27 protein-coding genes are annotated in these 24,372 nt (G+C 59.8%); 17 read left to right on the top strand and 10 right to left on the bottom strand.

Translation table 11 applies throughout. From position 1 onward, the window contains the following. Positions 1-89 precede the first annotated feature (89 nt). Positions 90-1,040 (top strand): L-threonylcarbamoyladenylate synthase, encoded by a 951-nt coding sequence (locus ACR0K4_RS09470; RefSeq protein ID WP_480853770.1) that lies wholly within the window; start codon positions 90-92, stop codon positions 1,038-1,040. Here ACR0K4_RS09470 and ACR0K4_RS09465 read toward each other — a convergent pair whose 3' ends face one another. Further along, on the bottom strand, positions 1,041-1,595 hold the full coding sequence (locus ACR0K4_RS09465) for a YqgE/AlgH family protein (protein WP_480853769.1): 555 nt from the start codon (positions 1,593-1,595) through the stop codon (positions 1,041-1,043). Positions 1,596-1,743: 148 nt separating this feature from the next. Between ACR0K4_RS09465 and ACR0K4_RS09460 the strand changes: the two genes are divergently transcribed. Both ACR0K4_RS09460 and ACR0K4_RS09455 read left to right on the top strand, forming a co-directional pair. Further along, positions 1,744-2,556 (top strand): protein-disulfide reductase DsbD domain-containing protein, encoded by an 813-nt coding sequence (locus ACR0K4_RS09460; RefSeq protein WP_480853768.1) that lies wholly within the window; start codon positions 1,744-1,746, stop codon positions 2,554-2,556. A 4-nt stretch (positions 2,557-2,560) separates the two neighbouring features. Next, the gene (locus ACR0K4_RS09455) at positions 2,561-2,986 is read left to right on the top strand and encodes an NUDIX hydrolase (RefSeq protein ID WP_480853767.1); all 426 of its coding nucleotides are present in this window, start codon (positions 2,561-2,563) and stop codon (positions 2,984-2,986) included. Here the strand turns inward: ACR0K4_RS09455 and ACR0K4_RS09450 are convergent. The 5 genes from ACR0K4_RS09450 to ACR0K4_RS09430 form a co-directional block, all read right to left on the bottom strand. Continuing rightward, positions 2,977-6,378 carry an efflux RND transporter permease subunit gene (locus ACR0K4_RS09450; protein ID WP_480853765.1) on the bottom strand — a complete coding sequence of 1,134 codons (3,402 nt, stop codon included), beginning with the start codon at positions 6,376-6,378 and terminating at the stop codon, positions 2,977-2,979. The genes ACR0K4_RS09455 and ACR0K4_RS09450 overlap by 10 nt on opposite strands. A 5-nt stretch (positions 6,379-6,383) precedes the next feature. Further along, positions 6,384-7,838 carry an efflux RND transporter periplasmic adaptor subunit gene (locus tag ACR0K4_RS09445; protein WP_480853763.1) on the bottom strand — a complete coding sequence of 485 codons (1,455 nt, stop codon included), beginning with the start codon at positions 7,836-7,838 and terminating at the stop codon, positions 6,384-6,386. A gap of 106 nt (positions 7,839-7,944) precedes the next feature. Next, positions 7,945-8,487, bottom strand: a complete 543-nt coding sequence (gene moaB, locus ACR0K4_RS09440) for a molybdenum cofactor biosynthesis protein B (RefSeq protein WP_480518177.1) — start codon at positions 8,485-8,487, stop codon at positions 7,945-7,947. 108 nt (positions 8,488-8,595) lie between these two features. Beyond that, entirely contained in the window at positions 8,596-9,195 is a 600-nt protein-coding gene (locus ACR0K4_RS09435; RefSeq protein WP_480518175.1) for a metallophosphoesterase family protein, read from the bottom strand. Further along, positions 9,195-9,956, bottom strand: a complete 762-nt coding sequence (locus ACR0K4_RS09430; RefSeq protein ID WP_480853926.1) for a uracil-DNA glycosylase — start codon at positions 9,954-9,956, stop codon at positions 9,195-9,197. The genes ACR0K4_RS09435 and ACR0K4_RS09430 overlap by 1 nt, the downstream gene beginning before the upstream one ends. An 85-nt stretch (positions 9,957-10,041) precedes the next feature. Here ACR0K4_RS09430 and ACR0K4_RS09425 point away from each other — a divergent pair, with 85 nt between their 5' ends. The 10 genes from ACR0K4_RS09425 (at position 10,042) to ACR0K4_RS09380 (ending at position 16,646) form a co-directional block, all read left to right on the top strand. Continuing rightward, positions 10,042-10,707, top strand: coding sequence for a scavenger receptor class F, member 2 (locus tag ACR0K4_RS09425; RefSeq protein WP_480853761.1), 666 nt, complete (start codon positions 10,042-10,044; stop codon positions 10,705-10,707). 59 nt (positions 10,708-10,766) lie between these two features. Continuing rightward, positions 10,767-11,702 carry an aspartate carbamoyltransferase catalytic subunit gene (locus ACR0K4_RS09420; RefSeq protein WP_480518171.1) on the top strand — a complete coding sequence of 312 codons (936 nt, stop codon included), beginning with the start codon at positions 10,767-10,769 and terminating at the stop codon, positions 11,700-11,702. After that, positions 11,699-12,217 carry a hypothetical protein gene (locus tag ACR0K4_RS09415; protein WP_480853760.1) on the top strand — a complete coding sequence of 173 codons (519 nt, stop codon included), beginning with the start codon at positions 11,699-11,701 and terminating at the stop codon, positions 12,215-12,217. Before ACR0K4_RS09420 ends, ACR0K4_RS09415 begins: the two co-directional genes overlap by 4 nt. Next, positions 12,202-12,588 carry a hypothetical protein gene (locus ACR0K4_RS09410; protein ID WP_480518167.1) on the top strand — a complete coding sequence of 129 codons (387 nt, stop codon included), beginning with the start codon at positions 12,202-12,204 and terminating at the stop codon, positions 12,586-12,588. The genes ACR0K4_RS09415 and ACR0K4_RS09410 overlap by 16 nt, the downstream gene beginning before the upstream one ends. Next, a complete protein-coding gene (locus ACR0K4_RS09405) occupies positions 12,585-13,037 on the top strand; it encodes a hypothetical protein (protein WP_480853759.1) in 453 nt (150 codons plus the stop codon). The genes ACR0K4_RS09410 and ACR0K4_RS09405 overlap by 4 nt, the downstream gene beginning before the upstream one ends. Further along, a complete protein-coding gene (pyrC, locus tag ACR0K4_RS09400; RefSeq protein WP_480853758.1) occupies positions 13,034-14,314 on the top strand; it encodes a dihydroorotase in 1,281 nt (426 codons plus the stop codon). The genes ACR0K4_RS09405 and pyrC overlap by 4 nt, the downstream gene beginning before the upstream one ends. After that, positions 14,314-14,919, top strand: a complete 606-nt coding sequence (gene plsY / locus ACR0K4_RS09395; protein ID WP_480518161.1) for a glycerol-3-phosphate 1-O-acyltransferase PlsY — start codon at positions 14,314-14,316, stop codon at positions 14,917-14,919. Before pyrC ends, plsY begins: the two co-directional genes overlap by 1 nt. Then, entirely contained in the window at positions 14,916-15,185 is a 270-nt protein-coding gene (locus ACR0K4_RS09390) for a hypothetical protein (protein WP_480853757.1), read from the top strand. The genes plsY and ACR0K4_RS09390 overlap by 4 nt, the downstream gene beginning before the upstream one ends. Before the next feature lie 194 nt (positions 15,186-15,379). Beyond that, positions 15,380-15,856: a YHS domain-containing (seleno)protein gene (locus ACR0K4_RS09385; protein WP_480518157.1), complete on the top strand. Its 477-nt coding sequence runs from the start codon at positions 15,380-15,382 to the stop codon at positions 15,854-15,856. Positions 15,857-16,112: 256 nt separating this feature from the next. Further along, complete coding sequence (locus ACR0K4_RS09380) at positions 16,113-16,646, top strand: outer membrane protein (RefSeq protein ID WP_480853756.1); 534 nt, start codon at positions 16,113-16,115, stop codon at positions 16,644-16,646. A 43-nt stretch (positions 16,647-16,689) separates the two neighbouring features. On the opposite strand, the gene ACR0K4_RS09375 is transcribed toward ACR0K4_RS09380, so the two are convergent. Then, positions 16,690-17,673 carry a quinone oxidoreductase family protein gene (locus ACR0K4_RS09375; RefSeq protein ID WP_480853755.1) on the bottom strand — a complete coding sequence of 328 codons (984 nt, stop codon included), beginning with the start codon at positions 17,671-17,673 and terminating at the stop codon, positions 16,690-16,692. A 197-nt stretch (positions 17,674-17,870) separates the two neighbouring features. On the opposite strand from ACR0K4_RS09375, the gene ACR0K4_RS09370 reads away from it, so the two are divergent. Beyond that, complete coding sequence (locus ACR0K4_RS09370) at positions 17,871-18,728, top strand: DUF2189 domain-containing protein (RefSeq protein ID WP_480853754.1); 858 nt, start codon at positions 17,871-17,873, stop codon at positions 18,726-18,728. A gap of 15 nt (positions 18,729-18,743) precedes the next feature. Here the strand turns inward: ACR0K4_RS09370 and ACR0K4_RS09365 are convergent, their stop codons facing one another. Together ACR0K4_RS09365 and ACR0K4_RS09360 are read right to left on the bottom strand one after the other, a co-directional pair. Further along, entirely contained in the window at positions 18,744-19,730 is a 987-nt protein-coding gene (locus ACR0K4_RS09365) for an NAD(P)H-quinone oxidoreductase (protein ID WP_480853753.1), read from the bottom strand. Between the two features lie 54 nt (positions 19,731-19,784). Then, positions 19,785-20,477: a COQ9 family protein gene (locus tag ACR0K4_RS09360; protein WP_480853752.1), complete on the bottom strand. Its 693-nt coding sequence runs from the start codon at positions 20,475-20,477 to the stop codon at positions 19,785-19,787. 111 nt (positions 20,478-20,588) lie between these two features. Here ACR0K4_RS09360 and rpsU point away from each other — a divergent pair, with 111 nt between their 5' ends. Both rpsU and ACR0K4_RS09350 read left to right on the top strand, forming a co-directional pair. Continuing rightward, the gene (rpsU, locus tag ACR0K4_RS09355; protein ID WP_005614280.1) at positions 20,589-20,795 is read left to right on the top strand and encodes a 30S ribosomal protein S21; all 207 of its coding nucleotides are present in this window, start codon (positions 20,589-20,591) and stop codon (positions 20,793-20,795) included. A 262-nt stretch (positions 20,796-21,057) separates the two neighbouring features. After that, entirely contained in the window at positions 21,058-22,296 is a 1,239-nt protein-coding gene (locus tag ACR0K4_RS09350) for a CAP domain-containing protein (protein WP_480518147.1), read from the top strand. A 73-nt stretch (positions 22,297-22,369) separates the two neighbouring features. Here ACR0K4_RS09350 and ppk2 read toward each other — a convergent pair whose 3' ends face one another. Continuing rightward, positions 22,370-23,287, bottom strand: coding sequence for a polyphosphate kinase 2 (gene ppk2 / locus ACR0K4_RS09345; protein ID WP_480518145.1), 918 nt, complete (start codon positions 23,285-23,287; stop codon positions 22,370-22,372). A 244-nt stretch (positions 23,288-23,531) separates the two neighbouring features. On the opposite strand from ppk2, the gene ACR0K4_RS09340 reads away from it, so the two are divergent. Beyond that, positions 23,532-24,371, top strand: coding sequence for a CPBP family intramembrane glutamic endopeptidase (locus tag ACR0K4_RS09340; protein WP_480853751.1), 840 nt, complete (start codon positions 23,532-23,534; stop codon positions 24,369-24,371). Position 24,372 lies beyond the last annotated feature (1 nt).

Genomic DNA, 24,372 nt, shown 5'->3' with positions numbered 1-24,372 from the left:
TCTTCTGCGCCCACCTTTATGCATCTGGGTCTGAACGATTAAGTAGCCTTCCGAATGGTACACGCAATCAAAACGCGGCGTCACGCCCCATGATCCCCTACCGCACGCAAGAATTGTCCGCTGATCCCGGCGGCATCGCGCAGGCGGCGGATTTGCTGCGGCAGGGTCTGCTGGTCGCCTTTCCGACCGAGACAGTTTACGGATTGGGCGGTGATGCCCGCAATGGTGAGGCCGTGGCCAGCATCTATGCGGCCAAGGGGCGCCCAAGTTTCAACCCGTTGATCGCGCATATTGCATCGACCCGCGCGGCGCAGCGGTTTGTGGAATGGTCGGATCAGGCCGATGCGCTGGCTCAGGCCTTCTGGCCCGGCCCCCTGACACTGGTCCTGCCGTTGCGCCCCGGGCATGAGGTGTCGTCGCTGGTAACCGCCGGGCTTGATACGCTGGCGGTTCGTGTGCCCGCCCATCCCACCGCGCGCGCTTTGCTGGCTGCCTTTGACGGGCCCGTCGCTGCGCCTTCGGCAAATCCCTCTGGCCAGATCAGCCCCACCACCGCAGACCATGTCCGCGCCGGATTGGACGGTCGGATCGCCGCCATTCTGGATGATGGCCCCTGTGGCGTCGGGCTGGAATCGACAATTGTCGGATTGGCGGGTGAGCCCTCGTTGCTGCGCCCCGGAGGTGTGTCTCTGGATCAGATCGAAAACGTCTTGGGCGCCCAACTTCATCATCATCAAGCGGGCGATATGCTGACAGCACCCGGCCAGTTGCAATCGCATTATGCCCCTGATGCCCCTGTGCGCCTGAACGCCACCGACCGAACCGGAGATGAGGTCATGCTGGGTTTCGGCCCGGTAGATTGCGCAGTCAACCTGTCCCAATCCGGTGACCTGATCGAAGCCGCCGCAAACCTGTTTGCCGCCCTTCATCGTTTGAACGATACCGGGCGTCCCATTGCGGTGTCGCCGGTCCCAAATGTCGGATTGGGCGTTGCGATCAACGACAGGCTGCGCCGGGCGGCCGCACCGCGTGACAGCTGATCAGGCGCGCCCCGCACTGGCCGAAAGGCTCAGTGGATCAACGCCAAGCGTGGCCAGCGCTGCCTCCCATTTCTCGTCATCGGGCACGTCGAAGACCAGTTTGGAGGTAGCATCGGTGGTCAGCCAGCCATTCATGGCGATTTCATCCTCAAGCTGATCCGGCCCCCAACCGGAATAGCCCAAAGTCAGCATCGCGTTGAGCGGGCCCCGCCCCGAGGACAGATCCTCGAGCACGTCCAGCGTGGCCGTCATGCTGAAATCCTGGGATATCTGCATCGAGTGCAAATTCGCCTCGTAATCCGCGCTGTGCAGGACAAAGCCGCGCGACATTTCAACCGGACCGCCGAAATGCACCAGACGTTCGCCTACCGCAGGCACACGGCACGGGATGTTCAGCTGTTCCAGCAGCGTCTTGAACCGCAGGTCTGACGGTTTGTTGACGATCAGACCCATCGCGCCATCGTCGCCATGGCTGCAGATATACACCACCGAATGCTCGAATCGCGGATCGCCCATGCCAGGCATCGCGATCAACAATTTGCCGGTAAGGTCCATGAGGCAGACATCTTTCGGAAATAAACCCTCTCAACAATGCCCCCGCGAGGTGGGGAATGGCAAGGGATCAAAGGGGATTTCAGTGTATTTCATCACGGTGACCGGAACGTGACTTGGCATTCATGACCGCAATGCGCATTTTGGACATATGATGATGCTCTGGAAACCCGCCGCAGCCGCCCTGACTGCCAGCCTGATGCTGGCCAGCCCCTCTTTTGCGCAAGGGGTGGATCAGCTTGTGCAACTCGAAGTGCTGGATGGCGGGAAAGCCGCTGACGGCACCTATCAGGGTGCGTTGCGCCTGACCCTGCAGGATGGGTGGAAAACATACTGGCGCGCGCCGGGCGACGCGGGCATCCCGCCGAATTTCGACTGGAGCCATTCGGGTAACGTGGGTGCTGTCGACATCACATGGCCCGCGCCCGATGTATTTGATCAGAATGGGCTGCGGTCAATCGGATACGAAGATCAACTGGTGCTGCCCGTAAGGATCACGCCGGTCAACCCGTCCGAGCCCGTGCGCTTGCGCGGCGAGATGGATCTGGGGGTCTGCAAGGACGTATGCGTTCCAGGCCATCTGAATTTCGACCACACGCTGAACGCTGACGCGGACCGCAACCCGGCCATTGCCGCGGCATTGGCACAACGTCCGTTTTCCGCGCGCGAGGCCGGTGTCGCCGGAGCCAGCTGCGTTTTGCAGCCGACATCGGACGGCATGCGGATCGAGGCGCATATCGACATGCCATCTGCCGGTGGCACCGAAATCACGGTCATCGAGCCCGGAAACCCGACGCTTTGGGCCTCGCAACCGGAAACCCGGCGGCAGGGCAATACTCTGGTCACCAGCGCCGAGGTGATCAGCGCCTCGGGCGGCGCCTTTGCGCTTGATCGGTCCGAGGTACGGATCACGGTTCTGGGCGACAATCACGCAGTGGACATTCAGGGATGCAGCGCTGGCTGATACAGTGACCCGTATCCCGAAACTCGGGGCGCTGGCTGTTGTCTTGCGTCAGGACCACGTGTTGCTGGTCCAGCGCGGCAAAAAGCCTGACGCCGGGCTTTGGGGCTTTCCGGGCGGTCACGTGGAATTTGGCGAGACCGTGATGCAGGCCGCGGCGCGCGAATTGCGCGAAGAGACGGGCGTGATCGCCACCCCCTCGCATTATCTGGACAATCTGGACCTGATACACCGGGACGCGCACGGGCAGGTGCACACGCATTACCTGTTGGTAGGCGTGGCCTGCCGCTATGTTTCAGGCAGCCCGAAAGCGGCGGATGACGCGCGCGATGCCCGCTGGTTTCCGACCGACCAGGTCCGTCAACGCACCCTGCCGATGAGCGACCGCGTTCCGGAACTGCTGGACACGGCCATTCGCTCTGATCAGGCCTGAGCGCGCCCTGCAAGGCGGGCGTACAAGAGCCCGGACACCACCACACCGGTCACAAAGATCAGCATAGCCCCGGCAGCGAATACACCAAATCCCATATGCAGGATGCTCATCCCATCCGCCCCGGGATAGAAACCCGCAAGCGCTGGCAACGGCGCGCCGGTCAGTGCGGGCCAGATCATACTGACACCCAGCCATGCCGCCAGCGCCAGGGCTGTTCCCCGCACTGCATTGCGTACGACCCGATCCGGGGCACGAAACGCGCGGCGCATCGAGGTCATGGGACGGGCCACGTCATTGAGGATTGCCAAAAGCGCCGGCACCAGCATCAGGATCAGCGCCATACCAAAGCCCAGCCCGTAAACCAGCGTAATCACCGTTGGTTTCAGGAATTGCGCCTGCTGCGATCCTTCATAAAGCAGCGGCGTCAGACCCAGCACTGTGGTCAGAGTGGTCAGCATCACCGGGCGCAACCTGTCGGCTGTGCCTTCGATGATCGACGGAACAAGCCCGCGGTCGCGTCGGTAATCATCTATCGTGGTCACCAGAACAATCGAGTCGTTGATAATGATGCCGGTCATCCCCAACAGACCAACCACCGTGAACATACTCAGCGGGACATCCCAGATGTGGTGGCCCCAAATGGCCCCGACCAAGCCAAACGGTATAATGGCCATGACCACCAGCGGGCGCGTCCAGCTGGCAAAGACCCAGGCCAACACAAGATAAATACCGGTCAGGCATAGAATCAGACCGGTGCGGGCCTCGGTCAGGAATTCGTCTTCCTGTTCGCTGAGCCCCGACATGACCCATTCGACCTGCCGCTCTGCCGCGATGTTGGGCAGGATTTCATCCCGCATCGCCCGCTCGATCTCGGCCGCCTTTGCGGGATCATCTTCGGATATGTCTCCGTTAACCGACACGACGCGGGACCCGTTCTCACGCCGCACGACCGCGAACCCGGCCTCCCGCTCGACCGACACGATATCGGCCAGCGGAACATAGACCCCGTCCGGAGACCGCATCAGCGTACGTTCCAGAAAATCGGCTGTCAGTTCATCTTCGGGCAGTTCGACACGAATTTCGGCGCTTCGGGGACCAACAGGATAAGTCGCGGCCTCGATCCCGCTCAACCGGTCGCGCAACACCCGGCCAAGCGTTTCGATGCGAAAGCCCAGCGCCTGACCCTGCGCGGTCAGGTCCAGACTGAACTCTTCCTTGTCATAGGCGAGACTGTCCTCCAACGCCGTGACTTCCGGGTATTTCGACAGCTCAGCCTTCAAATCCTCGGACGCCGCTTTCAAAGTATTCACGTCCGCGCCGGTAAACTGCACATCAATGGCATCGCCACCCGGGCCCGAGCGCCAGCCACGGAAGCTGAGCACTTCGACCTTGGGATGGCGCGGCACGAAGCTCTGCAACTCGCCGACAAATTCGAAACTGGAATAAGGACGCAGATCGGCGTCGATCAGTTCGATGGAAATCCCGCCCAACAGAGCACCGTCTTTGCCTTCGGCGGCAGCAAGACCAAAACCGGCATTGCCGCCAACTTCGGCCAGCACGTAGTCAATCGGGTTGCGACCGTGGCGTTCTTCATAGATCTCACCCAGCTCATCGGTCGCTTTCTGCAGGATGCGCATCATCTCGATCGTGTCCGCGCGGGTCGCTCCCTCGATCATGACAAAATTACCCGTCACAGAGCCGCGTTCCGGCGCATTGAAGAACCGCCAGTTGACATCGCCGCGAATGAACAGGGCGATCTGGCTGGCCAGCAGCACGCACATCGCCGCAACCACGACGTACCGCGCTCGGACGACCCACCCCACCAGCGGGCGGAATAGGTGATCCCGCACCCAGCGAAAGCCCTTGTTTACAACCCGATTGGGCCAGTCATACCAATGCTCCTTGGCCGAATGCGCAATGGCGTGGGCCATATGATTGGGCAGGATCAGAAAACACTCGATCAGCGACGCGATCAAAACCGCGATGACGGTAAAGGGGATGTCGCGGATCAACTCACCAAACCGCCCGCCGATGGCGGTCAGACCAAAGAACGCGATGACCGTGGTGATCGTCGCGGCAAAGACGGGCATAGCCATGCGTCGCGCGGCACGTTCGGCCGCGATCATCGGTGCTTCACCCAGACGGCGGGCGCGATAGTCGGCGTGCTCTCCCACAACGATAGCATCATCCACGACGATGCCCAAGGTGATGATCAGGCCAAAGAGCGAGACCATATTGATGGACAACCCACCCAGATACATCAGCGCAATTGCTGCCGACATGGCCACCGGGATACCCGCCGCGACCCAAAAGGCAATGCGGGCATTCAGGAACAGAAACAACAGACAGACAACAAGACCCAGACCCAGCAGACCATTGTCGATCAGAATATCCAGACGATCGGTAATGGCTTGCGCCCGTGTGCGGATCAGGTCGATCTGAACACCCGACGGAAGACTGGCCTGCACCTCGCGCGCCACGTTCTCGACTGTGCGCTGAATGGCAATCGCATCACCCAGGTTGGAACGATCAACCCGGATCGACATGGCCGGATGCTCATCGACAAAATAACTCCGGTCACGGGTCACGCCCTCCAGCCGGATTTCCGCGACATCGCCCACAACCAGTTTCGAGCCGTCCGCAAAGGTCCGCAGCGCGATACCCTCAATCTGCTCGGGGCTGCGCTTTTCGACACCGGTCCGAATGCGGGCTCCGGCACCGGATACCTCGCCTGCGGGGTTGGTGGTAACCTCGGCAGATATGGCCGTAGCTATGTCTGACATCGAGATATCGTTGGCGATCAGTTGCGCGGTTGGCACTTCAACCACGACACGTGGTGCGGCCAATCCCCGGATCGTCGTGCGCGTGACGCCTTCGGCAAATAGTCGATTGATGAATTCGTCAGTGAAACGTGCGATTTGTTCGGGATCCGTGGGGCCTGTGATCACCACATCCGTAACCCGATCCCGCCAGGCCCCGCGCCGGATACGCGGCTCGTCGGCGTCTTCGGGCAAATCGGTTACACCGTCAACGGCAGTGCGGATATCCTCGACGGCGCGTCCCATGTCCCAATTGGGCTCGAATTCCATACGCACGCGGGTCCAGCCGGGATGAGAGTTCGCCTCGGTGCTGGTGACACCTTCAACGGCCAGCAATACCGGCTCCAGCACCTGAACGATGCCGTTATCCATGTCCTCCGGCCCGGCCCCGTCCCAGGTAACGGTCACGTCCACGCGTTCGAGGATGACATCGGGGAAGAACTGCGCGCGCATGTTCGGGATTGCGGCCGCGCCCAGAACCAGCATGACCAGAAGCAGGAGGTTCGCGACCGTGCGATGCCGGGTGAAATAGCTGAGGATACCGCTTGCCGCCCCAGGGATCTCGCGCATCATGGCGATTACCCTCCGGCCCGGGTTTCCAGCCGCCGGACCAGAGCCGCAGGCACTTTGGCCTCGCTCAACTGGGCCAGAACACGGGCTTTCACGTCCTTGGGCATGCGCTTGCTGGATTCAACCTGCGCCACAAGCTGGGCGCGCTTTTCATCAGAAAGCTCCACCAGATTTGCTGCTGCAGCGGCGTTGTCTTCCACACGCAGCGGGCGGACCCGGACACCTTCGCCCAACAGAGGGGTTCGGCCAATGACCACTTCGCGCCCGTCCAGACCCTCGCCGCGCAACAGGATATGGTCCCCTTGGCGTCTTATCAGTTCGACCGGCAGCGCTTCCAGCCGGTCCTCTGGTCCCAGAACCAGAACGGTTCCCGTCGCGTCCAACGCCGAAGACGGCATACGGACCACTCGATCCAAGGGCTTTTCCTGCACTGAGACGGTCACAAAGTCGCCGGGCTTGAAGCCAGCCGCGCTGTCCATGCGCGCATAGATCAGGCGACCGGTCTGCCCTTCCCCGGCTGATCCGCTGTCGCGACTGATGCGGCCCTGTGCTGTCAGGTCTGTTCCGGTCACCTCAAGAGAGACAGTGACCGGCGCGTCAATCAGTTTACCCTGCGCATCCAACAGTCTGACATACTGGGCGGTCGAGACCCGGAACGCCACCTCGAGCGCGTTCGGGTCGACCAGTTCGGCCAGTTTTTCATTGGCGGCCACCAGTCGCCCTTCGACCAGTGAGACATCGGTCAATGTTCCGCTAAACCCCGCGCGGATGGTCATATCGCCCAGATCACGTTCGGCCGCTTCCAACGCGATGCGGGCCCGCGCCAGCAAAGTCGTGGCCTGATCAACCCGCGATTCAGCTTGCGCCAACGCGATCCGCCGGGCCAGAACCGCTTGCTGAGCCGCAGCTTCGGCCAGTTCGGCCTCTTCCACCGCCGCAGCCGCCCCGACGCCGCGGCTTTGCAAATCCTTTTGACGCTGCATCGCCCGCCCACGCAGCTCTGCCTGCGACTTGGCCGAGTTCAGCTCGTCCTGCGCCAACAACAGCGACCGTTCCGCATCGCGTTCTTCAAATTGCGCATCCAGCAGATCGGACTTGGCCCGATCCAGCGCCGCCTGCGTGTTGGCCGGGTCCAGTTCCACCAGAACTTCTCCGGTCGTCACCGCGCCGCCATCCTCGAAATCATCCGCCAAAGCGATCACACGACCGCCAAGGGCCGCCCGCAGTTCCAGTCTGCGTCGGCTTTGAACTTCGCCAAAGGCTTCCAGAACGGGCGTGACAGTCACGAATTCCGCCGGTCTGACGCTGACGGCGAACACTCTTTCCCGCGCGGGCGGCGCTGATTCATCGCGATCCAGAACCTCCTGCACAGCGCCCACGATCATCTGGGCGGCGACAAACAGCAGGCCCAGCGTCAGAAACGCCAGGAACACTCCTACAAGGCTTTGCCTCAGAAATCGCATATGTCACTCACCTAAACTGTATCAGGCTGCCATCTGTCAAAGGTAGCCGGGCTGCGAAAATTGCCAAGCCACAAAGCGGTTATGAACAGTTGAACGCAGGACCAGTCTACTTCCGTCGCAGATGTTCGTCCAATCGGGGCATAATTTCGACGAAATTGCAGGGGCGGTGGCGATAATCGAACTGTTTCTCAAGGATTGCGTCCCACGCGTCCTTGCACGCTCCGGGACTGCCCGGAAGCGCAAACAGATAGGTGCCACCCGCAACCCCGCCTGTCGCGCGGGACTGAACGGCCGACGTACCAATTTTCTCCATCGAGACGATGGTGAACACGGTACCAAAAGCCTCGATTTCCTTTTCATAGACGTCCCGATGCGCCTCGACTGTCACGTCACGCCCGGTCAGCCCGGTTCCACCGGTCGAGATGATCACATCAATCTCGGGATCACCGACCCACAACCGAAGCTGCGCAGCGATTTCGCCGCGCTCGTCCTGCGCGATCTTTCGGTCGGCAACAGAATGGCCTGCCTTTTCGATCCGGTCCACCAGTGTCTGACCCGAGCGGTCATCGGCCAGCGAACGGGTATCCGAGACGGTCAGAACCGCAATCCGGACCGGGATGAATTCCTTGCTTTCGTCAATGCGCGACATGTGGTGTCAGGCCCTTTCCATTGTGACAAGCGAGACGTCGAACGCAGCCAGCACCGCGCCCGCAGAAAAACAGGCACCCAGACCAGCTTTGCATCTGGATTGTCCGGTTCATATGGCGACCTCGAACCAGTTCGCCGTGGGGCCAAGATTGGCAATCTGGGTGCCTCCGATCATCCCGCGATAGCCCCAGCTGTCATGAATATGACCATGCAGCGCGAAGTGTGGCTGCATCCGTTCAATGGCGTCACGGACAGCAACCGAACCGACCGCATCGCCCGCCGAGGTCTTGTCGCCATGGCACTTTGGCGGGGAATGCGCAATGAGGATATCGGTTCCCTCGCATCGGTTCAGCAACTCGGTCGCTTCGGCCTCGGTCAGATCGCAGGACCAATCGCCAAAAGGGGTAACGGGCACGCCATATCCCAAGCCAAACAATCGTATCCCATCCAAGGTCATCCCGGTCCCGTGGAGCACATGTGCGCCGTCGGGCGCCGCCTGGGTCAGCTCAGCGGCGCTTTCGGCATTGCCGGGCACCAGAACCAACGGAGCCGCGATGCCTGCCAGCCAACCCATTGCCTCATCCAGCCCTTGCCGCATGTTACAATAATCCCCGGCACCGATCACGAGGTCGGCCCCGATGCTGGCAGTCACGATCTCTGCGGCCCGGTTGCGGGCCATGTGCAGATCAGAGAAGGCCAGAATACGCATCACGCCCCCTCAAGCCGGGTCTTGAGCTCCAGCAAATCCGCCCAGGCCTGCCGCTTCATCTGAGGTTGACGCAGCAGATAGGCCGGGTGGAACATCGGGATGACTGGCAAATCCAGCGCCTGATCCCACTGGCCGCGCAGTCGGGTGATGCCGCGTTTGCCCAAAACGGCCTGACAGCTGATATTGCCCATGACCACCAGAATGTCGGGCTTAGCCAGCGCAACGTGACGCTCGAGGAAGGGCTTCATCATTCCGATCTCATCGGGCTTTGGGTCCCGGTTTTGCGGTGGCCGCCATGGCAGTACATTTGTGATATAGACGTTCCGTGTCCGGTCCAGATCAATTGCCGCCAGCATCCGGTCAAGCAGCTGTCCGGCACGACCAACAAAAGGTTTGCCTTCGCGATCCTCATCCCGGCCCGGTGCCTCACCGATGATCATCACGCGCGCGCCTGCAATGCCGTCGCAAAAGACCAATTGCCGGGCCCCACGTTTTAACTCGCACAGATCGAACGCATCCATGGCCGCCCGCAGCTGATCCAATGATCCGGCACCCCGGGCTGCAGTCCGGGCGACCGCGACCGGGTCGACTTGGGTCGATTTTTCAACCACAGCAGGCGCAGATGGCTTTCTGGGCTTGGGCGCGGTGTCAGGCAGCGCGTACCGGTCAATCGGGTCATCCCCGATTGCGTCCGTTACGCCAAGCTCAACCTGCCAGTCCAGCAGCGCCCGCGCGGTGTGATAATCCAAAGCCGATTCCATTGCCCTCAATCTAACCACCTTTTGACCGAGGGAAAGCGAATAGACCTTGATCAGGCGACCCCGCGCACCGACCATATGTGCATTCATGATGCAAATTGTGCGATTCCTTCTGATGATTGTGCTGCTGGCGACGTTCAGCAGTCAGGGTTTTGCGCAAATTCAAGACAGGTATGGCATCCATAACCGGGGCGGTCTGAGCGACCGGACCCGTCAATGCCGCGCAGGCCAGTTCAAATGCGGTGTGCGCTGTTGCTCGGCGGGGCAGAGATGCAGTTTTGACGGCCACTGCATCCGTGCGGGCGGCACCTATTGCGGCGGCGGACGCAGCTGCGGACCGTTCGAACGCTGCGTGGCAGGCGGCACCCGCTGCGCGCCCAAAGGGGCAAACAAATGCACCTCACGTCTGGACTGCCCCGGCGGCAATTTCTGCAATGGACGCGGAGAATGTGAACCGGTATCGCCGGGTCTGGACACGGGCAGAGTGGTCCCGAACCGCCCAAATCTCTGCGACGATGGCCGCACATGCGCCTCGGGAACCGCCTGTTTACCGGGCGGCGGCTGCACCCGTCCGGGATGGTTTCTGTGTGAAGAGACCGGCTCGCAATGCCGCACGGGGTTCAAATGTTCTGCGCAGCAGGGATGTGTCCCGGTCAAAGCCGTGGATTGCGGCAACGCCCGATGGTGCAAACCCGGCGAGCAATGCCTGCCCGACGGCGGGTGCGAGAAACTGCCCCATGGGTCCGATCCCTAGGTTGCCTTGCGCCGCACGGCTTTCTATAAGCGGGCCGATTGTCAGACAGGAGCCCGCCCATGCGTTTCGCCCATCGTCACCTTCTTGGCATCGAGCATCTGTCGCAATCCGATATCACCGCCATTCTTGATCTGGCCGAGACATATGTCGATCTCAATCGCCAGTCGGCAAAACGCTCCGACGTTCTGTCCGGACTGACACAGATTAACATGTTCTTTGAAAACTCGACCCGCACGCAGGCCAGTTTTGAATTGGCGGGCAAGCGTCTGGGCGCGGATGTGATGAACATGGCGATGGAGGCCAGCTCGATCAAAAAGGGCGAGACCCTGATCGACACGGCGATGACGCTGAACGCCATGCACCCTGATCTGCTGGTGGTTCGGCATCCGCATTCGGGCGCGGTCGATCTGCTGGCGCAGAAGGTGAACTGTGCCGTATTGAACGCGGGCGACGGGCGGCACGAACATCCCACGCAGGCCCTGCTGGACGCCCTGACGATCCGCCGCGCCAAGGGTCGCCTGCATCGGCTGAACATCGCAATTTGTGGTGATGTGGCCCATTCCCGCGTGGCCCGGTCGAACCTGATCCTGCTGGGCAAGATGGAAAACCGAATTCGCCTGATTGGCCCGCCGACCCTGGTGCCCGGTCAGTTTGCCGAATTCGGAGCCGAAATTTATGATGACATGACCGAAGGGCTGAAAGACGTTGATGTCGTCATGATGCTGCGTCTTCAGCGCGAGCGGATGGATGGTGGCTTCATCCCTTCCGAGCGAGAATATTATCACCGCTACGGTCTGGACGCCGCCAAGCTGGCGCTGGCCAAACCGGATGCCATCGTCATGCATCCTGGCCCGATGAACCGCGGGGTCGAGATTGACGGCACTCTGGCCGATGACATCAACCGGTCGGTCATTCAGGAACAGGTGGAAATGGGCGTTGCCGTCCGCATGGCCGCGATGGAATTGCTGGCCCGCAATCAGCGCGAGGCCGCATGAACAATCTGACGGTCGCCCCACATGAACGCGGCGTCCTGCGCCTGTTTACGCTGGACATGCGCGCCGAAGAGGCGAAGTTCCTGCGCGAACCGGGCGCAGCCGATCAGGTTCTTGGGGTCACGGGGTTGGACCCGGCGCAGATCGACATCTTTCCCGTCACGGACCTCGAAGATCTCGGCCTGTACGGTTACTTGAACGACGGATGTGGCGTCTCAGAAGACCAGTTGAACCGCACCTTGCTGGAGACCATCGAAGGCTGGGTCATGATCCTGCGCAGCGCTGCGTTTTGCGGTAAAGCGGCGACATTGAAGCCCGACCCAAGGGTCTGCCTTCTGGGGCTGTATACAGAAGAAGCGACAAACTGGTCGGGCGGCAAGATCGAGACCGAAAGCGCCAAACCCTTCTCCGCCCCACAGGCGTCACCCGAAGAAGGCACATCGCGCCGGCTCGGTTCGGCCCTTCTGGCGTTGATTTTGCTGCTGGCCATCGGAGGTGCATTGTGGCTGATCCTGTGATCTTCGCTGCGGACAAGGGCGCGTATATCCGCACAAACACTTGGATCGCCGCCTTCGCTATGGTCGGTGCCATGGCCATTCTGTGGCTGATCGGCAATCCCTACATCTGGACCGGCGCGCCCGCTGGTCTGGCAGCCATCGGCATCCGCGCATGGTATCTGGCCTCGGAAGAACTGGTTAACCGGTGGGAGATGTCCGAGACAACCCTCACCGGCCCCGGACCACGCAAGGTGGCGCTGAACCAGATCGAGGCTGTCAACACGATGGGCAGCTTTGTCCAGATCGTCACCAAGGGCGGCGATAAGCACCTGATCAAGTACCAAGCCGACCCCGCCGACACCAAAGCCGCCATTGAAAGGGCCATGGGATGAGCGACGAGTGGTGGCGTGAGAAGATACCCGAAACCGAAAAGATACTTTGGGTCGGACAACCACATAACGGATTCTTCCCGCCCCACGTGGGGTGGGCCTATGGCATTCTGATCTTCTGTCTGGGTCTGGCATGGCTGGCAAGCCCGTGGTTCGCTGAAACCATCCGAGACCTTTGGAAGTTGGCCAGTTGCACCATCGTCTTGGCTTTTGCGATGTGGTGGGATCGTTTGATCCGAACCAGCCGTATGTATGTCGTCACTAACCGCAGCATCTGGTGGATCAGCAAGATTTTTAAGCCCAAGTGCATCCCCATCCATCCAAATCTGAGCTTTTATTGCAGCCATCGGAACATCGTATTTTCCCGTCTCAGATTCCTCGTCTTCGAATACCTGCCTGACCCTGATGCCGCTTTGAAAGCGTTGACCCAAGCCCGAGAGGCCTCGACATGACTTCGTTCGTTTTCACCAATGCCCGCCTGATCGACCCCGAGGCCGGGACGGACACACTTGGCTGGCTGCACGTTTCAGATGGCCTCATCGCGGGCCGGGGCGAAGGCGCGGCCTCAATCCCGGAGGCGCAGGTAATTGACTGCGGCGGGCAATGTCTGGCCCCCGGCATCGTCGATATCGGGGTCAAGGTCTGTGAACCGGGTGAGCGGCACAAAGAAAGCTACAAATCCGCCGGTCTGGCCGCCGCAGCCGGAGGCGTCACCACCATCGTCACCCGCCCCGATACGCTGCCCGCTGTCGACACGCCCGAAACGCTGGAGTTCGCCACCCGCCGCGCGCAGGCGGATGCCCCTGTCAACGTCCTGCCGATGGCGGCGCTGACAAAAGGGCGCGAAGGGCGAGAGATGACCGAAATCGGGTTCCTGCAAGATGCGGGTGCGGTGGCTTTCACCGACTGCGATCATGTCATCATCAACACCAAGGTATTCTCCCGCGCGCTGACCTATGCAAAATCCTGCGGTGCGCTTGTGATTGCCCACCCGCAGGAACCGGGCCTAAGCGCCGGAGCCGCTGCCAACAGCAGCAAATTCGCAGCCCTTCGTGGTCTGCCTGCCGTGTCCCCGATGGCCGAGCGCATGGGACTGGACCGTGACATTGCACTGCTGGAAATGACCGGCGCGACCTACCACGCTGATCAGATCACCACCGCCCGCGCCCTGCCCGCGCTGGAGCGTGCAAAGCGCAACGGGCTGGACATCACCGCCGGAACCTCGATCCACCATCTGACGCTGAACGAGCTGGACGTGGCCGACTATCGCACCTTCTTCAAGGTCAAACCTCCGCTGCGATCCGAAGATGACCGGCAGGCGGTGATCGAGGCCGTCCGGACCGGGTTGATCGACACGATCAGTTCGATGCACACACCACAGGACGAGGAAAGCAAGCGCTTGCCATTTGAAGAGGCCGCCTCGGGCGCGGTGGCACTGGAAACCCTGCTGCCTGCAGCGCTGCGGCTTTATCATTCCGATCAGTTGGACATGCCGACACTGTTTCGTGCGATGGCCCTGAATCCGGCGAAACGGCTGGGGCTGGAGAAGGGCCGCCTGACCGAGGGCGCGCCCGCCGATCTGGTGCTCTTTGACCCGGATGTACCCTTTGTGCTGGACCGGTTCGCGCTGAAATCGAAATCTCAGAATACGCCGTTTGACGGCGAGCGGATGCAGGGTAAGGTCACCGCAACCTATGTGGCCGGAAACGAAGTCTACCGGAGAACCTGATGCCCCTGATCGACAGCAGCATGACCGAACTGATCCTCTGGGCCGCGCTTGGGTACCTGATGGGATCGATCCCGTTTGGCATGATCATCGCGCGGGTTATGGGGTTGGGCAATCTGCGCCAGATCGGCTCGGGTAATATCGGCGCAACCAATGTCTTGCGCACGGGAAACAAGGCCGCAGCGGTGTTGACCTTGCTGTTCGACGCCGCCAAAGGCGCGGTTGCTGTGCTTCTGGCGCGCGCGATTGCCGGAGAGGACGCGGCGCAAATCGCCGGGCTGGCCGCGTTTCTGGGGCACTGTTTCCCGATTTGGCTTGGTTTCAAGGGGGGCAAGGGCGTCGCCACGTTCATCGGTCTTTGGCTGGCACTGGACTGGCGGGTTGGCGTTGCTTGCTGTGTGACTTGGCTGGTCGCGGCGGCGGTCTGGCGGATATCGTCGGTTGGCGCATTGGCTGCGGCGGCACTGTCGACGATCTGGATTCTGCTTCTGACCGACGCACACAGCTTTCTTCTGGGCGTTGTCCTGACCTTGCTGGTCTATTGGCGCCACAGCGCGAATGTCTCGCGTATCCGCGCCGGAACCGAGCCGAAAATCGGACAATCTTGACCGCGTCCGATCCGATCCTTTCCGCTTTTTTCGCCATCCCGATCGGCACGTCGCAGGGATGGTGCGCAGACAAACGCTATGTTGTCAGCCGGTCAAAACACGCGCGGGGCAAATCCCACAAGCTGGTCGCGCATGAGTTGGGCGGTCGAGATTACATCAGCCTGAACCTTTACCTGACGAAAAACAGCGGCCCGTTGCTGCGCCCGTGCGAAATGCCCGCGCAAAAAGTCGTGAAGTTTGTGTTGTCCTATGTGCCGGAGGACTAAGGGGTTCTCTGCATTTGTGAACAGGTCTTATTCACCCACGCACATTCACAATTGATTGTTTTGAACGTGATGAGCAGACCGCCCACTTCGAGATCGTGACGGCCAATTACCGACCGCACGGACCAAAAACTTCAGGGTCGCCCAGGCACAATTGCTGTGTCGTCCGGTGGCTCAGTTCACGAAAGGTGAAAACAATGAACAAGTTCAAATCCCTCATCGGCGGCGTCGCGCTGTCTGTCGCAGTTGCAAGCACGGCTCTGGCCGCTGGCGTAGAACTGAACGCAAGCTCGACCGGCCTGGCGCTGCAGGGTTATGACCCGGTTGCCTACTTCACCGTGGGTGAAGCCACCAAAGGCGACTACAAGATCACCGCATTGCACAATGACGCGCTGTACCGCTTTGCATCGGAAGAAAACAAAGTAGCCTTCGAAGAGAACCCCGAAGCGTACCTGCCCGCATATGGCGGCTACTGTGCATTCGGCACCGCGATGGGCTTCAAGTTTGATGGCGACCCGAACTACTGGAAAATCGTTGACAACAAGCTGTACCTGAACCTGTCGAAAGACATTCAGGAACGCTGGGAAGGCGACATCCCGGGCTTCAACGAGCGCGCCGACACCAACTGGAAAGAAATCGCAAGCAAAACGCCTGCGGAACTGCAGCAGCAGTAATCAGCTTAAGACATGATCAGGTCGGCGACGGATCCCCTCCGTCGCCGATTTGCGTTTGAAATCGTCCAATTCAATTCCAATTTCAGAACCGAAGCGTTCAAAGCAAGTGAACCAGCGCACGCATCGATGTGCCCAAAACGTTCAGGTCGGAATAGTAAGCACCGCGATGATCCGGGCCCCGGGTCAAGTCGTATTCAGTGTTACAAGGCTGTGGATTTCTGACACCTCAGCCGCAATTTCGACGAAAGGAACGAAGATGACGGGAAAGTTAGCACTCGTAACCATGGTCTCGATTTTGACTGCAAGTTCAGCAATGGCACAATCGGCAACAGACTGGACCGGTTTCTACGGCGGTGCGCAGATCGGTTACATCGATGTCGATACAAACCTTTCAGGCGTCGATGGCGATGGTGTAATTGGCGGCATCATCCTGGGCTACGACTACGACACTGGCGATTGGGTTTTTGGCGGTGGCTTTGACTATGACTGGACCGATGTCGATCTGTCCGGCGCAACTACGGTCGAAGATGTCTGGCGCATCAAAGCGCGGGCCGGATACAAAATCAATCCGCAAGGGCTGCTATACGGAACCGGTGGTTATGCCGAAGCGAGTACAGAAGATTTGGGCAGCGACGACGGCTGGTTCATCGGTGCGGGCTATGAACAGATCATTGCACCCAATGTCAGTGTAGCCGGAGAGCTGCTGTATCACGAATTCGACGATTTTGACTCACCCGGTGTGGACGTTGACGCGACCACTGTTCAGGTTCGCGTCGCCTATCGATTCTGACCAAGGTCCTTTAGGGCCCGGCATAGGTGTCGGGCCCTGACCGTCAGGGCACCAGGATCGTGCTTCCGGTCGTCTGGCGGGCCTCAAGCGCACGGTGGGCATCGCCGACGGCTTCCAAAGCGAATTCCTGATCCACGTGAATCTTGACCTCGCGCCCTTCCACTTTGCCGAACAGACGCCGGGCCATCGCCTGACAGACCGCATGATCGGCAATATGCGTAAACAGAGTGGGTCGGGTGATTTTCAACGATCCCTTTTGCGCCAGCAGTCCCAGATCCATCGGCGGAACAGGGCCCGACGCGTTGCCGAAGGAGATCATCATACCAAGCGGTTTGAGGCAATTCAGAGAACCTTCGAACGTGTCAGCACCGACCGAGTCCATCACGGCATCAACGCCCTTTCCACCGGTGATTTCAGCCACCCGTTGAACAAAATCCTCGGTCCGGTAGTTGATGCAATGGCTCGCGCCGTTGAACTGCGCCAGCTTGCATTTCTCATCCGTTCCGGCCGTTCCGATCAGGGTAATACCTTCGGATTTGGCCCATTGGCAGGCGATCAGCCCCACGCCTCCGGCTGCCGCGTGAAACAACACTGTGTCGCCCCGACGCAGCGGTGTGGTGCGATGGAACAGGTATTCAACAGTCATACCTTTCAACATCATGGCCGCAGCCGTCCGGAATGAGATGCTTTCGGGCAGCGGGCATACCTGCGCTGCAGGCATTACACGCGCTTCGGCATAGGCACCTGCAGGACCCGCCGCATAGGCAGCACGCTGACCGGGTTGCAGATGCGCTACGCCATCCCCGACAGCCTCGACAATCCCGGCCGCCTCCATGCCCAGCGCATGCGGCAGTTCCATCGGATAAAGCCCTGATCGTTGATACACGTCGATGAAATTCAATCCGCAGGCATGATGGCGAATACGGACCTCTCCGGGGCCCGGATCGCCCAGCACTCTGTCCTCGACTTGCAGGACCTCGGGTCCGCCGGTTTCGTGAATAATAACGGTACGTGCTGTCTGCTGCATGATGCCCCTCCCACTGGTTGACACAAAGCTAACATGCCTGTGCGTCGGAGCAATCCTGCAGTGGCGAAAGGGTGATCAGGCAAATGACCGTGGTTGTGCTATACTGAATTCAGGCGCAAATGGCTGATCCGGCCAGGGAAGACCACAATCCGCCGGACATATCCTGCCGCGCACCCATGCCACGGAAGGGGATGAAGATGGACAAGACAATCGGAAACCCGATCAGCTGGGCCGCCCGCAACCTGAGGGCGACCGGAGATCATGTCGCGGAAACCGTGACCGAAATCGGTAGCGCGGATATTCGCAACCTGCCCGCCGTTCAAACTCTGACGATGCAGGACCTGCGCACCTGTTTGCGCGCCGGATACACGGATTTTTTGGAAACCCGTGCGGATGCCGTATTTCTTATCCTGATCTATCCGATCGCGGGTCTGGTAATGTTTGGCCTGGGTCTGAACATGGACATGGTGCCGCTGCTGGCCCCATTGATTGCCGGATTTGCCCTGATCGGCCCGGTGGCTGCCGTAGGACTGTACGAGATCAGCCGCAAACGCGAACAGGGTGGTAAAGCGCGCTGGCTGGACGCGTTTGGCGTGTTCCGGTCCCCCTCGTTCGGCGCAATTCTGGCGCTTGGCTTCTATATGGTCATGCTGCTGCTGGTCTGGCTGATGGTCGCGCAGAGCATTTACGCACAGACCCTTGGCCCTGAACCGCCGGCATCGCCAGGCACCTTCCTGACCGAAGTGTTCACCACCTCTGCGGGTTGGGGCATGGTGATCTTTGGCACGGCTGTCGGGTTTGTATTTGCCCTCGTGGCGCTGGCTTTGAGTGTTGTGAGTTTCCCGCTGCTGCTGGACAAGAAGGTCGGCGTTCCTGTGGCCGTCGTCACATCTGTGCGGGTGTTGCGTCACAACCCGCGTGTCATTCTGACCTGGGGTGCTATCGTCGCGGCCATGTTGGCCTTGGGATCGATCCCAATGTTGCTGGGCCTGATCGTGGTCATGCCCGTCCTGGGTCACGCAACCTGGCACCTCTATCGCCGCGCGGTTGCATGACCGGAGCCGGTTACCTTACCTGGCGACCTTCAGGACGATCTTGCCGATATGGCCCGAGCTTTCCATACGTGCATGGGCCGCCGCCGCATCGGCCAGATCATACTCACTGTCCATAACCGGGGCGATCCTGCCGGCGTCCAGCAACGGCCAGACTGCCTCGCGCAGGTCCTGCGCAATGCGGGCCTTGGCCAGATCACTTTGCGGGCGCAGCGTGCTGCCTGTCAGGGTCAGACGCTTGACCATCATCATGGCAAAATTCAGCTCGACCACGGGACCTTGCAAGAAAGCGATCTGAACCAGCCGCCCATCCTCGGCCAACGCCTTGACGTTGCGCGGGATGTAATCGCCCCCCACCATATCGAGGATCAGGTTCGCGCCGCCTTCGGCACGCATGGCGGCCACAAAATCTTCATCCTTGTAGTTGATCGCTTTTTCGGCCCCCAGCCGTACGCAGGCGTCACACTTTTCGGCTGATCCGGCGGTCGCAAAAACTCGCGCGCCAAAGGCATTGGCCAGTTGGATCGCCGTTGTCCCGATCCCACTGGACCCGCCATGGACCAAAAACCGTTCACCGGCCTTCAGTCCCCCGCGGGTGAAGACGTTGGACCAGACCGTGAAGAACGTTTCCGGCAGGCACGCGGCCTGTTTCAGATCGAGTCCCGAAGGAACCGGCAGGCAGTGGGCCGCAGGTGTCGCCACATATTCGGCATAACCACCGCCCGGCAACAAGGCGCAGACCTGATCGCCCAGGGTCAAACCTTCGACACCGAGACCAATGGCCACAACCTCGCCCGAAGCTTCAAGCCCCGGCAGGTCGCTGGCACCCGGCGGCGGATCATAAGCCCCCGCCCGTTGCAACGCATCGGGGCGGTTCACACCGGCGTAGGCGACTTTCAGCACAACCTGACCCACACCTGCTTCGGGCATGGGTCGATCTGTCATCTGTAAAACGTCAGGGCCACCCGGCTGCGTAATCTCAACGGCGCGCATTGTCTGGGTCATCAACAAATCTCCTTTGCGCCATGCCTAGCAGTCGGGTCAGGCAAGGCCCAGCCGCTATTTTCTGGGAGACAACGCACCCGGCAGATCGACTGGCATCTTTGCCGGGGCGCGAACCTGCGACACCACCCAGTTGGGTACTGCCAGGAAAGGTTTGAACAGCGGATTGCCATTGACCTGCGCCTTGAGTTTCTCGAACTGCATCACCCCGTCAATTCGGCGATCCAGAAACTCCCACGTGGCCTGATGCGCGGGCGAATCATCCCCCAGCCAGTACAGCAATGTCGAGGAATAGACCCCCGAAAGCGTCGCGCGTTTGGTGTACCAGTTCACATCGTCAGACGTGTCACCCAGTGCGCTCCAGATCAGATCGCAGGTGCCCCAGATCGCCTTGGCCCCATCCGCGGCGTGAATGGGCAGCGCAAACAGGGTCACGCCGCGCCGCACCGCCTCTTTGTCGTCCACCGCCTGCAACCGAAACCGAACGGCGGCCGCAATTTTCTCGCGGAACTTCAAACCGCTCAGATCTTCGGATTTCAGACGTTCCAGCATAGCCTGATCGCCCCGCGCATGAAACGCCAACGCCAGATCAACAGCCCCACGCGGGCAGATTGCGCGGGCCAGCCCGACATCCATGTCACAATCTGCAATCGCTCCACGAAAGCTGGTCTCGGACCAGCCGTCAAACGGAACATGGTCCAGAATTGCGTTCAACAATTGCTCTTTATTGTCTTCAAATGTCGCGGTCATGTCGGCTCTCCGGGTTCTTGCACCAGTACTAGACAAGTTAGGGGCGCTTTGCTATACGGCCACTTCCTGCAATTTCCTTGCAACTCTATCTAGAAAGGTGGTGACAACCACATGCAGGTTAGTGTTCGCGACAATAACGTCGATCAGGCGCTTCGTGCCCTGAAGAAAAAGCTGCAGCGCGAAGGCGTGTTCCGTGAAATGAAGCTGAAGCAACATTTCGAGAAGCCGTCCGAGAAAAAAGCGCGCGAGAAAGCTGAAGCGATCCGCCGTGCCCGTAAACTGGCACGCAAGAAAGCCCAGCGCGAAGGTTTGCTCTAAGCACCTGACGCTCGTCCAGCTTTGGATGACACTATTTGACGACCCCCGAGGCATCGCCCGGGGGTTTGTCGTTTTGAAACCCCCTCGGCAAATTCGATCCCACCGGTTGGCAACCCGGAGATGCGCAGGTTTCTGCACATGCTGCATCAACTTGTGGTGGCATTCCGCCCAACTATGATCAGGGCAAAATTGTGTCTTCTCGCCGCCCAATTCTCGCCACTAATGTCCCGGCAAAATAATAAAATTGACCGGAGGCAGAATCATGTCCACTGCAAGTACACTCGAACGCCAAATGCTCGCGCTTATTAATGGTGAACGCACAAGCCGGGGTTTGCAGCCCGTTCAGCTTGAGCTTCGTCTGAATGACGCGGCTGAGGATCACAGCCAATGGATGCTGAACACCGACACGTTCAGCCACACCGGTGTTGGCGGATCCAGCGCCACTCAGCGTATGCAAGCCGCGGGTTTCGACTTTTCAGGCAGTTGGCGGTCAGCCGAGAACATCGCCTGGCAGAGCATTCGCGGAGCACCGGGTCTGGCGGATGACGTGATCAATCTGCACACCAACCTGATGAACAGCCCCGGCCATAAAGCCAATATTCTGGACCCGAATGTTACCGTGATCGGCATCGGCATCGAAACCGGGGATTTCAATGGCTGGAACGCCATCATGGCCACCCAGAACTTTGCCCGGACGTCCGCACCGCTTCAGCTGGACAGCGGCGGATCAGCAAGCGGGCCCGGTACACCGCCACCTACGCCCAGCGCACCACCCGCCCCTGGTGCGCCCAGCACTCCGGCGGCACCCAACGACACAGCGTCAAACCCGGTCAAGAAAGTTGTATCAGGCAGCAAGACAGGCACCGATGGGGATGACTGGCTTGTCCTCAAGAAAGGCGGCAGCCTGTATGGCAAAGATGGGGATGACATACTGGTCGGCTCATCCAAGGGGAACAAGCTGTACGGCGGCACAGGTGACGACCGGATGGACGGGCGCTCCGGGAAAGACAAGATTTACGCCGGGGACGGGGATGACATCGCCAAAGGTGGCGGCGGAAAAGACCGTCTGTATGGCGAGGACGGAAATGACAAGCTGTATGGCGGTGGCAAGAAAGACAAGCTTTACGGCGGCAATGACAATGACTTGCTGAACGGCGGCGGCGGAAAAGACAAGCTGTACGGTGGCGCAGGGAATGACATCCTTCAAGGCGGCGGCGGAAAAGACAAGCTGAATGGTGGCGCTGGCGATGACATCATGACCGGTGGAGGCGGCGCCGACAGGTTCATTTTCACCTCGGGGAATGACCGGATCACCGATCTGAGCAAGAAAGACAAAGTTGACTTGCGGGCCTTGGATTCCATCACCAGCTTTGGTGATCTCAAGGCAAATCACGCGCAACAGTCAGGGTCGGATGTTCTGATTGACGATGGGCTAGGCAATACGCTCCTCCTCGAGGACATAAGCCTCAGTAGCCTGAACAGTGACTACTTCCTGATCTGATACAGGTTTGCGTTTCCACTCAAGAAGCAGCCCGCCATTTGGCGGGTTGCTTTTTTTGCCTCTCGGCATCCATTCAGTAAATCTTGGGAACGTGCAACTCATCCGGCAGGATGCGGCGTTCATATTCCGGGTTATACCGCCGGTCTGGCAGGTTCACCTTTTCCTGCGGCACGTCATCATAAGGAATCTTGGTCAAAAGATGCTCGATGCAATTCAGGCGCTCGCGTTTTTTGTCATTGCCTTCGACGATGTACCACGGAGCCTCGGGGATATTGGTGCGGAAGAACATATCCTCTTTGGCTTTGGTATATGCCTCCCATCGAATGCGGGATTCCAGATCCATGGGTGAAAGCTTCCATTGTTTCATTGGATCATGGATGCGCATCAGGAATCGCAACTGTTGCTCCTCGTCGGTGATCGAGAACCAGTATTTCAGCAATATGATCCCTGACCGCACCAGCATCCGTTCGAATTCCGGAACGTCCTGAAAGAACTGTTCAACCTGATCTTCGTTGGCAAACCCCATCACCCGCTCGACACCGGCTCGGTTGTACCATGAGCGATCGAACAACACGATCTCACCGGCGGCAGGCAAATGCGGCACGTAACGCTGGAAATACCACTGGCTTTGTTCCCGGCGGCTGGGGGCTGGCAAGGCCACGACGCGCGCGACCCGAGGGTTCAGGCGTTGTGTGATCCGTTTGATAACACCACCTTTGCCTGCGCTGTCGCGCCCCTCAAACAGGATGCAAACCTTCGCCCCGGTATGCACAACCCAATCCTGCACCTTTATCAGTTCGGCTTGCAGACGCAGCAGATTGCGGAAATAGACTTTGCGGTCCAACATGTCCGGATGCTGATCCTTGTAGATCTTCCGGATTTCCATGGAAAGCATGGGCTCGCTGAATTCGATCTCAAAATCCTCGTCCAGCGTGTCTTCCAGTTCGGCTTCCAGCCAGTCTTTCGGGGCGCTGTCGTTCTCGTAAACCAATGCCTACTCCTTCTTTCCTGTCGGGCGCGGATCATATCGGGGCTGTGTAACCGGCGGATGTCGATCAAAAAGGACCGTGCACGCCTGTCAGAGTGACAATTTGGCCTTGTCCGCCACAAGTTACAAGTTGTGGAATTGACGCAATGCGCACTGTTTGACCCTCGGCCGGTCAATGCCGGGCAATTTTGCATTGCCATTTCGCGCCGCCGTACCGCATCTAAGACCGTGGCAATGCAGAGGTGTCATGACATTCTTTTGGAACATGCTCCCGGTGACCTGGCCATGGCTGGTTCTGAGTGTTGCGCTGGTTGCGGGCTGGGTCCGCTGGACTGAACTATCCGCACTGTTGCTTGCGCTGTTTCTGGTCATCGCAGTGTCGTTGAATCTGATATCACCGACCGCGCTATGCGTCGTTCTATTGGGTTTGCTGGGCGCGTCACAATTACCAAAGCTGCATGGCATGCCTGCTATCGCCGGGCACGGTGCGTTCGTCATCTGGTGTGTGGTGCTGGGCGCGCACCTGCTGCCGGGAGTGCACAACCTGCAGGTGCTGGATCAGGTCCGTTCCGGCCCTGACAGCGCAGCCTTTACCCTGTTTCTCAATCTGGACAAACCTATAGTCGCCCTCGCGGTTTTTCTGGCCTGGCCCGCCCTGTTGACCGTCAAACACCCGACCCAATTGCTTCCTCTGACTTTTGGGCTGGTGCTGCTTCCCATCTTGTTTGCGCTGGGCCTTACGGTTGGGGCGATCCGACCCGAAACCGCATTGCCTGAATGGTGGCTGCTGTTCGCACTGTCGAACCTGTTCCTGACCTGCCTTGCCGAAGAGGCATTTTTTCGCGGCTACGTGCAATCTGTTTTGTCGGCCCGGCTTGGATCAATTGCCGGCGTGATCGGTGCGAGTTTTCTGTTCGGGCTGGCTCATGCTCCGGGTGGCGCTGCACTGGTTGCCTTCGCCAGTCTGTTGGGGCTGGCTTGCGGGTTGGGGTACCATGCAACGGGTCGCCTCTGGGTACCGGTTGCGATGCATTTCATCTTCAACATGGCGCATCTGGTTCTATTCACATATCCCGCCCCGGCCTGAG

This window comes from Ruegeria sp. K11, assembly GCF_056531905.1.
This window is presented reverse-complemented; position numbering and strand designations above follow the sequence as displayed.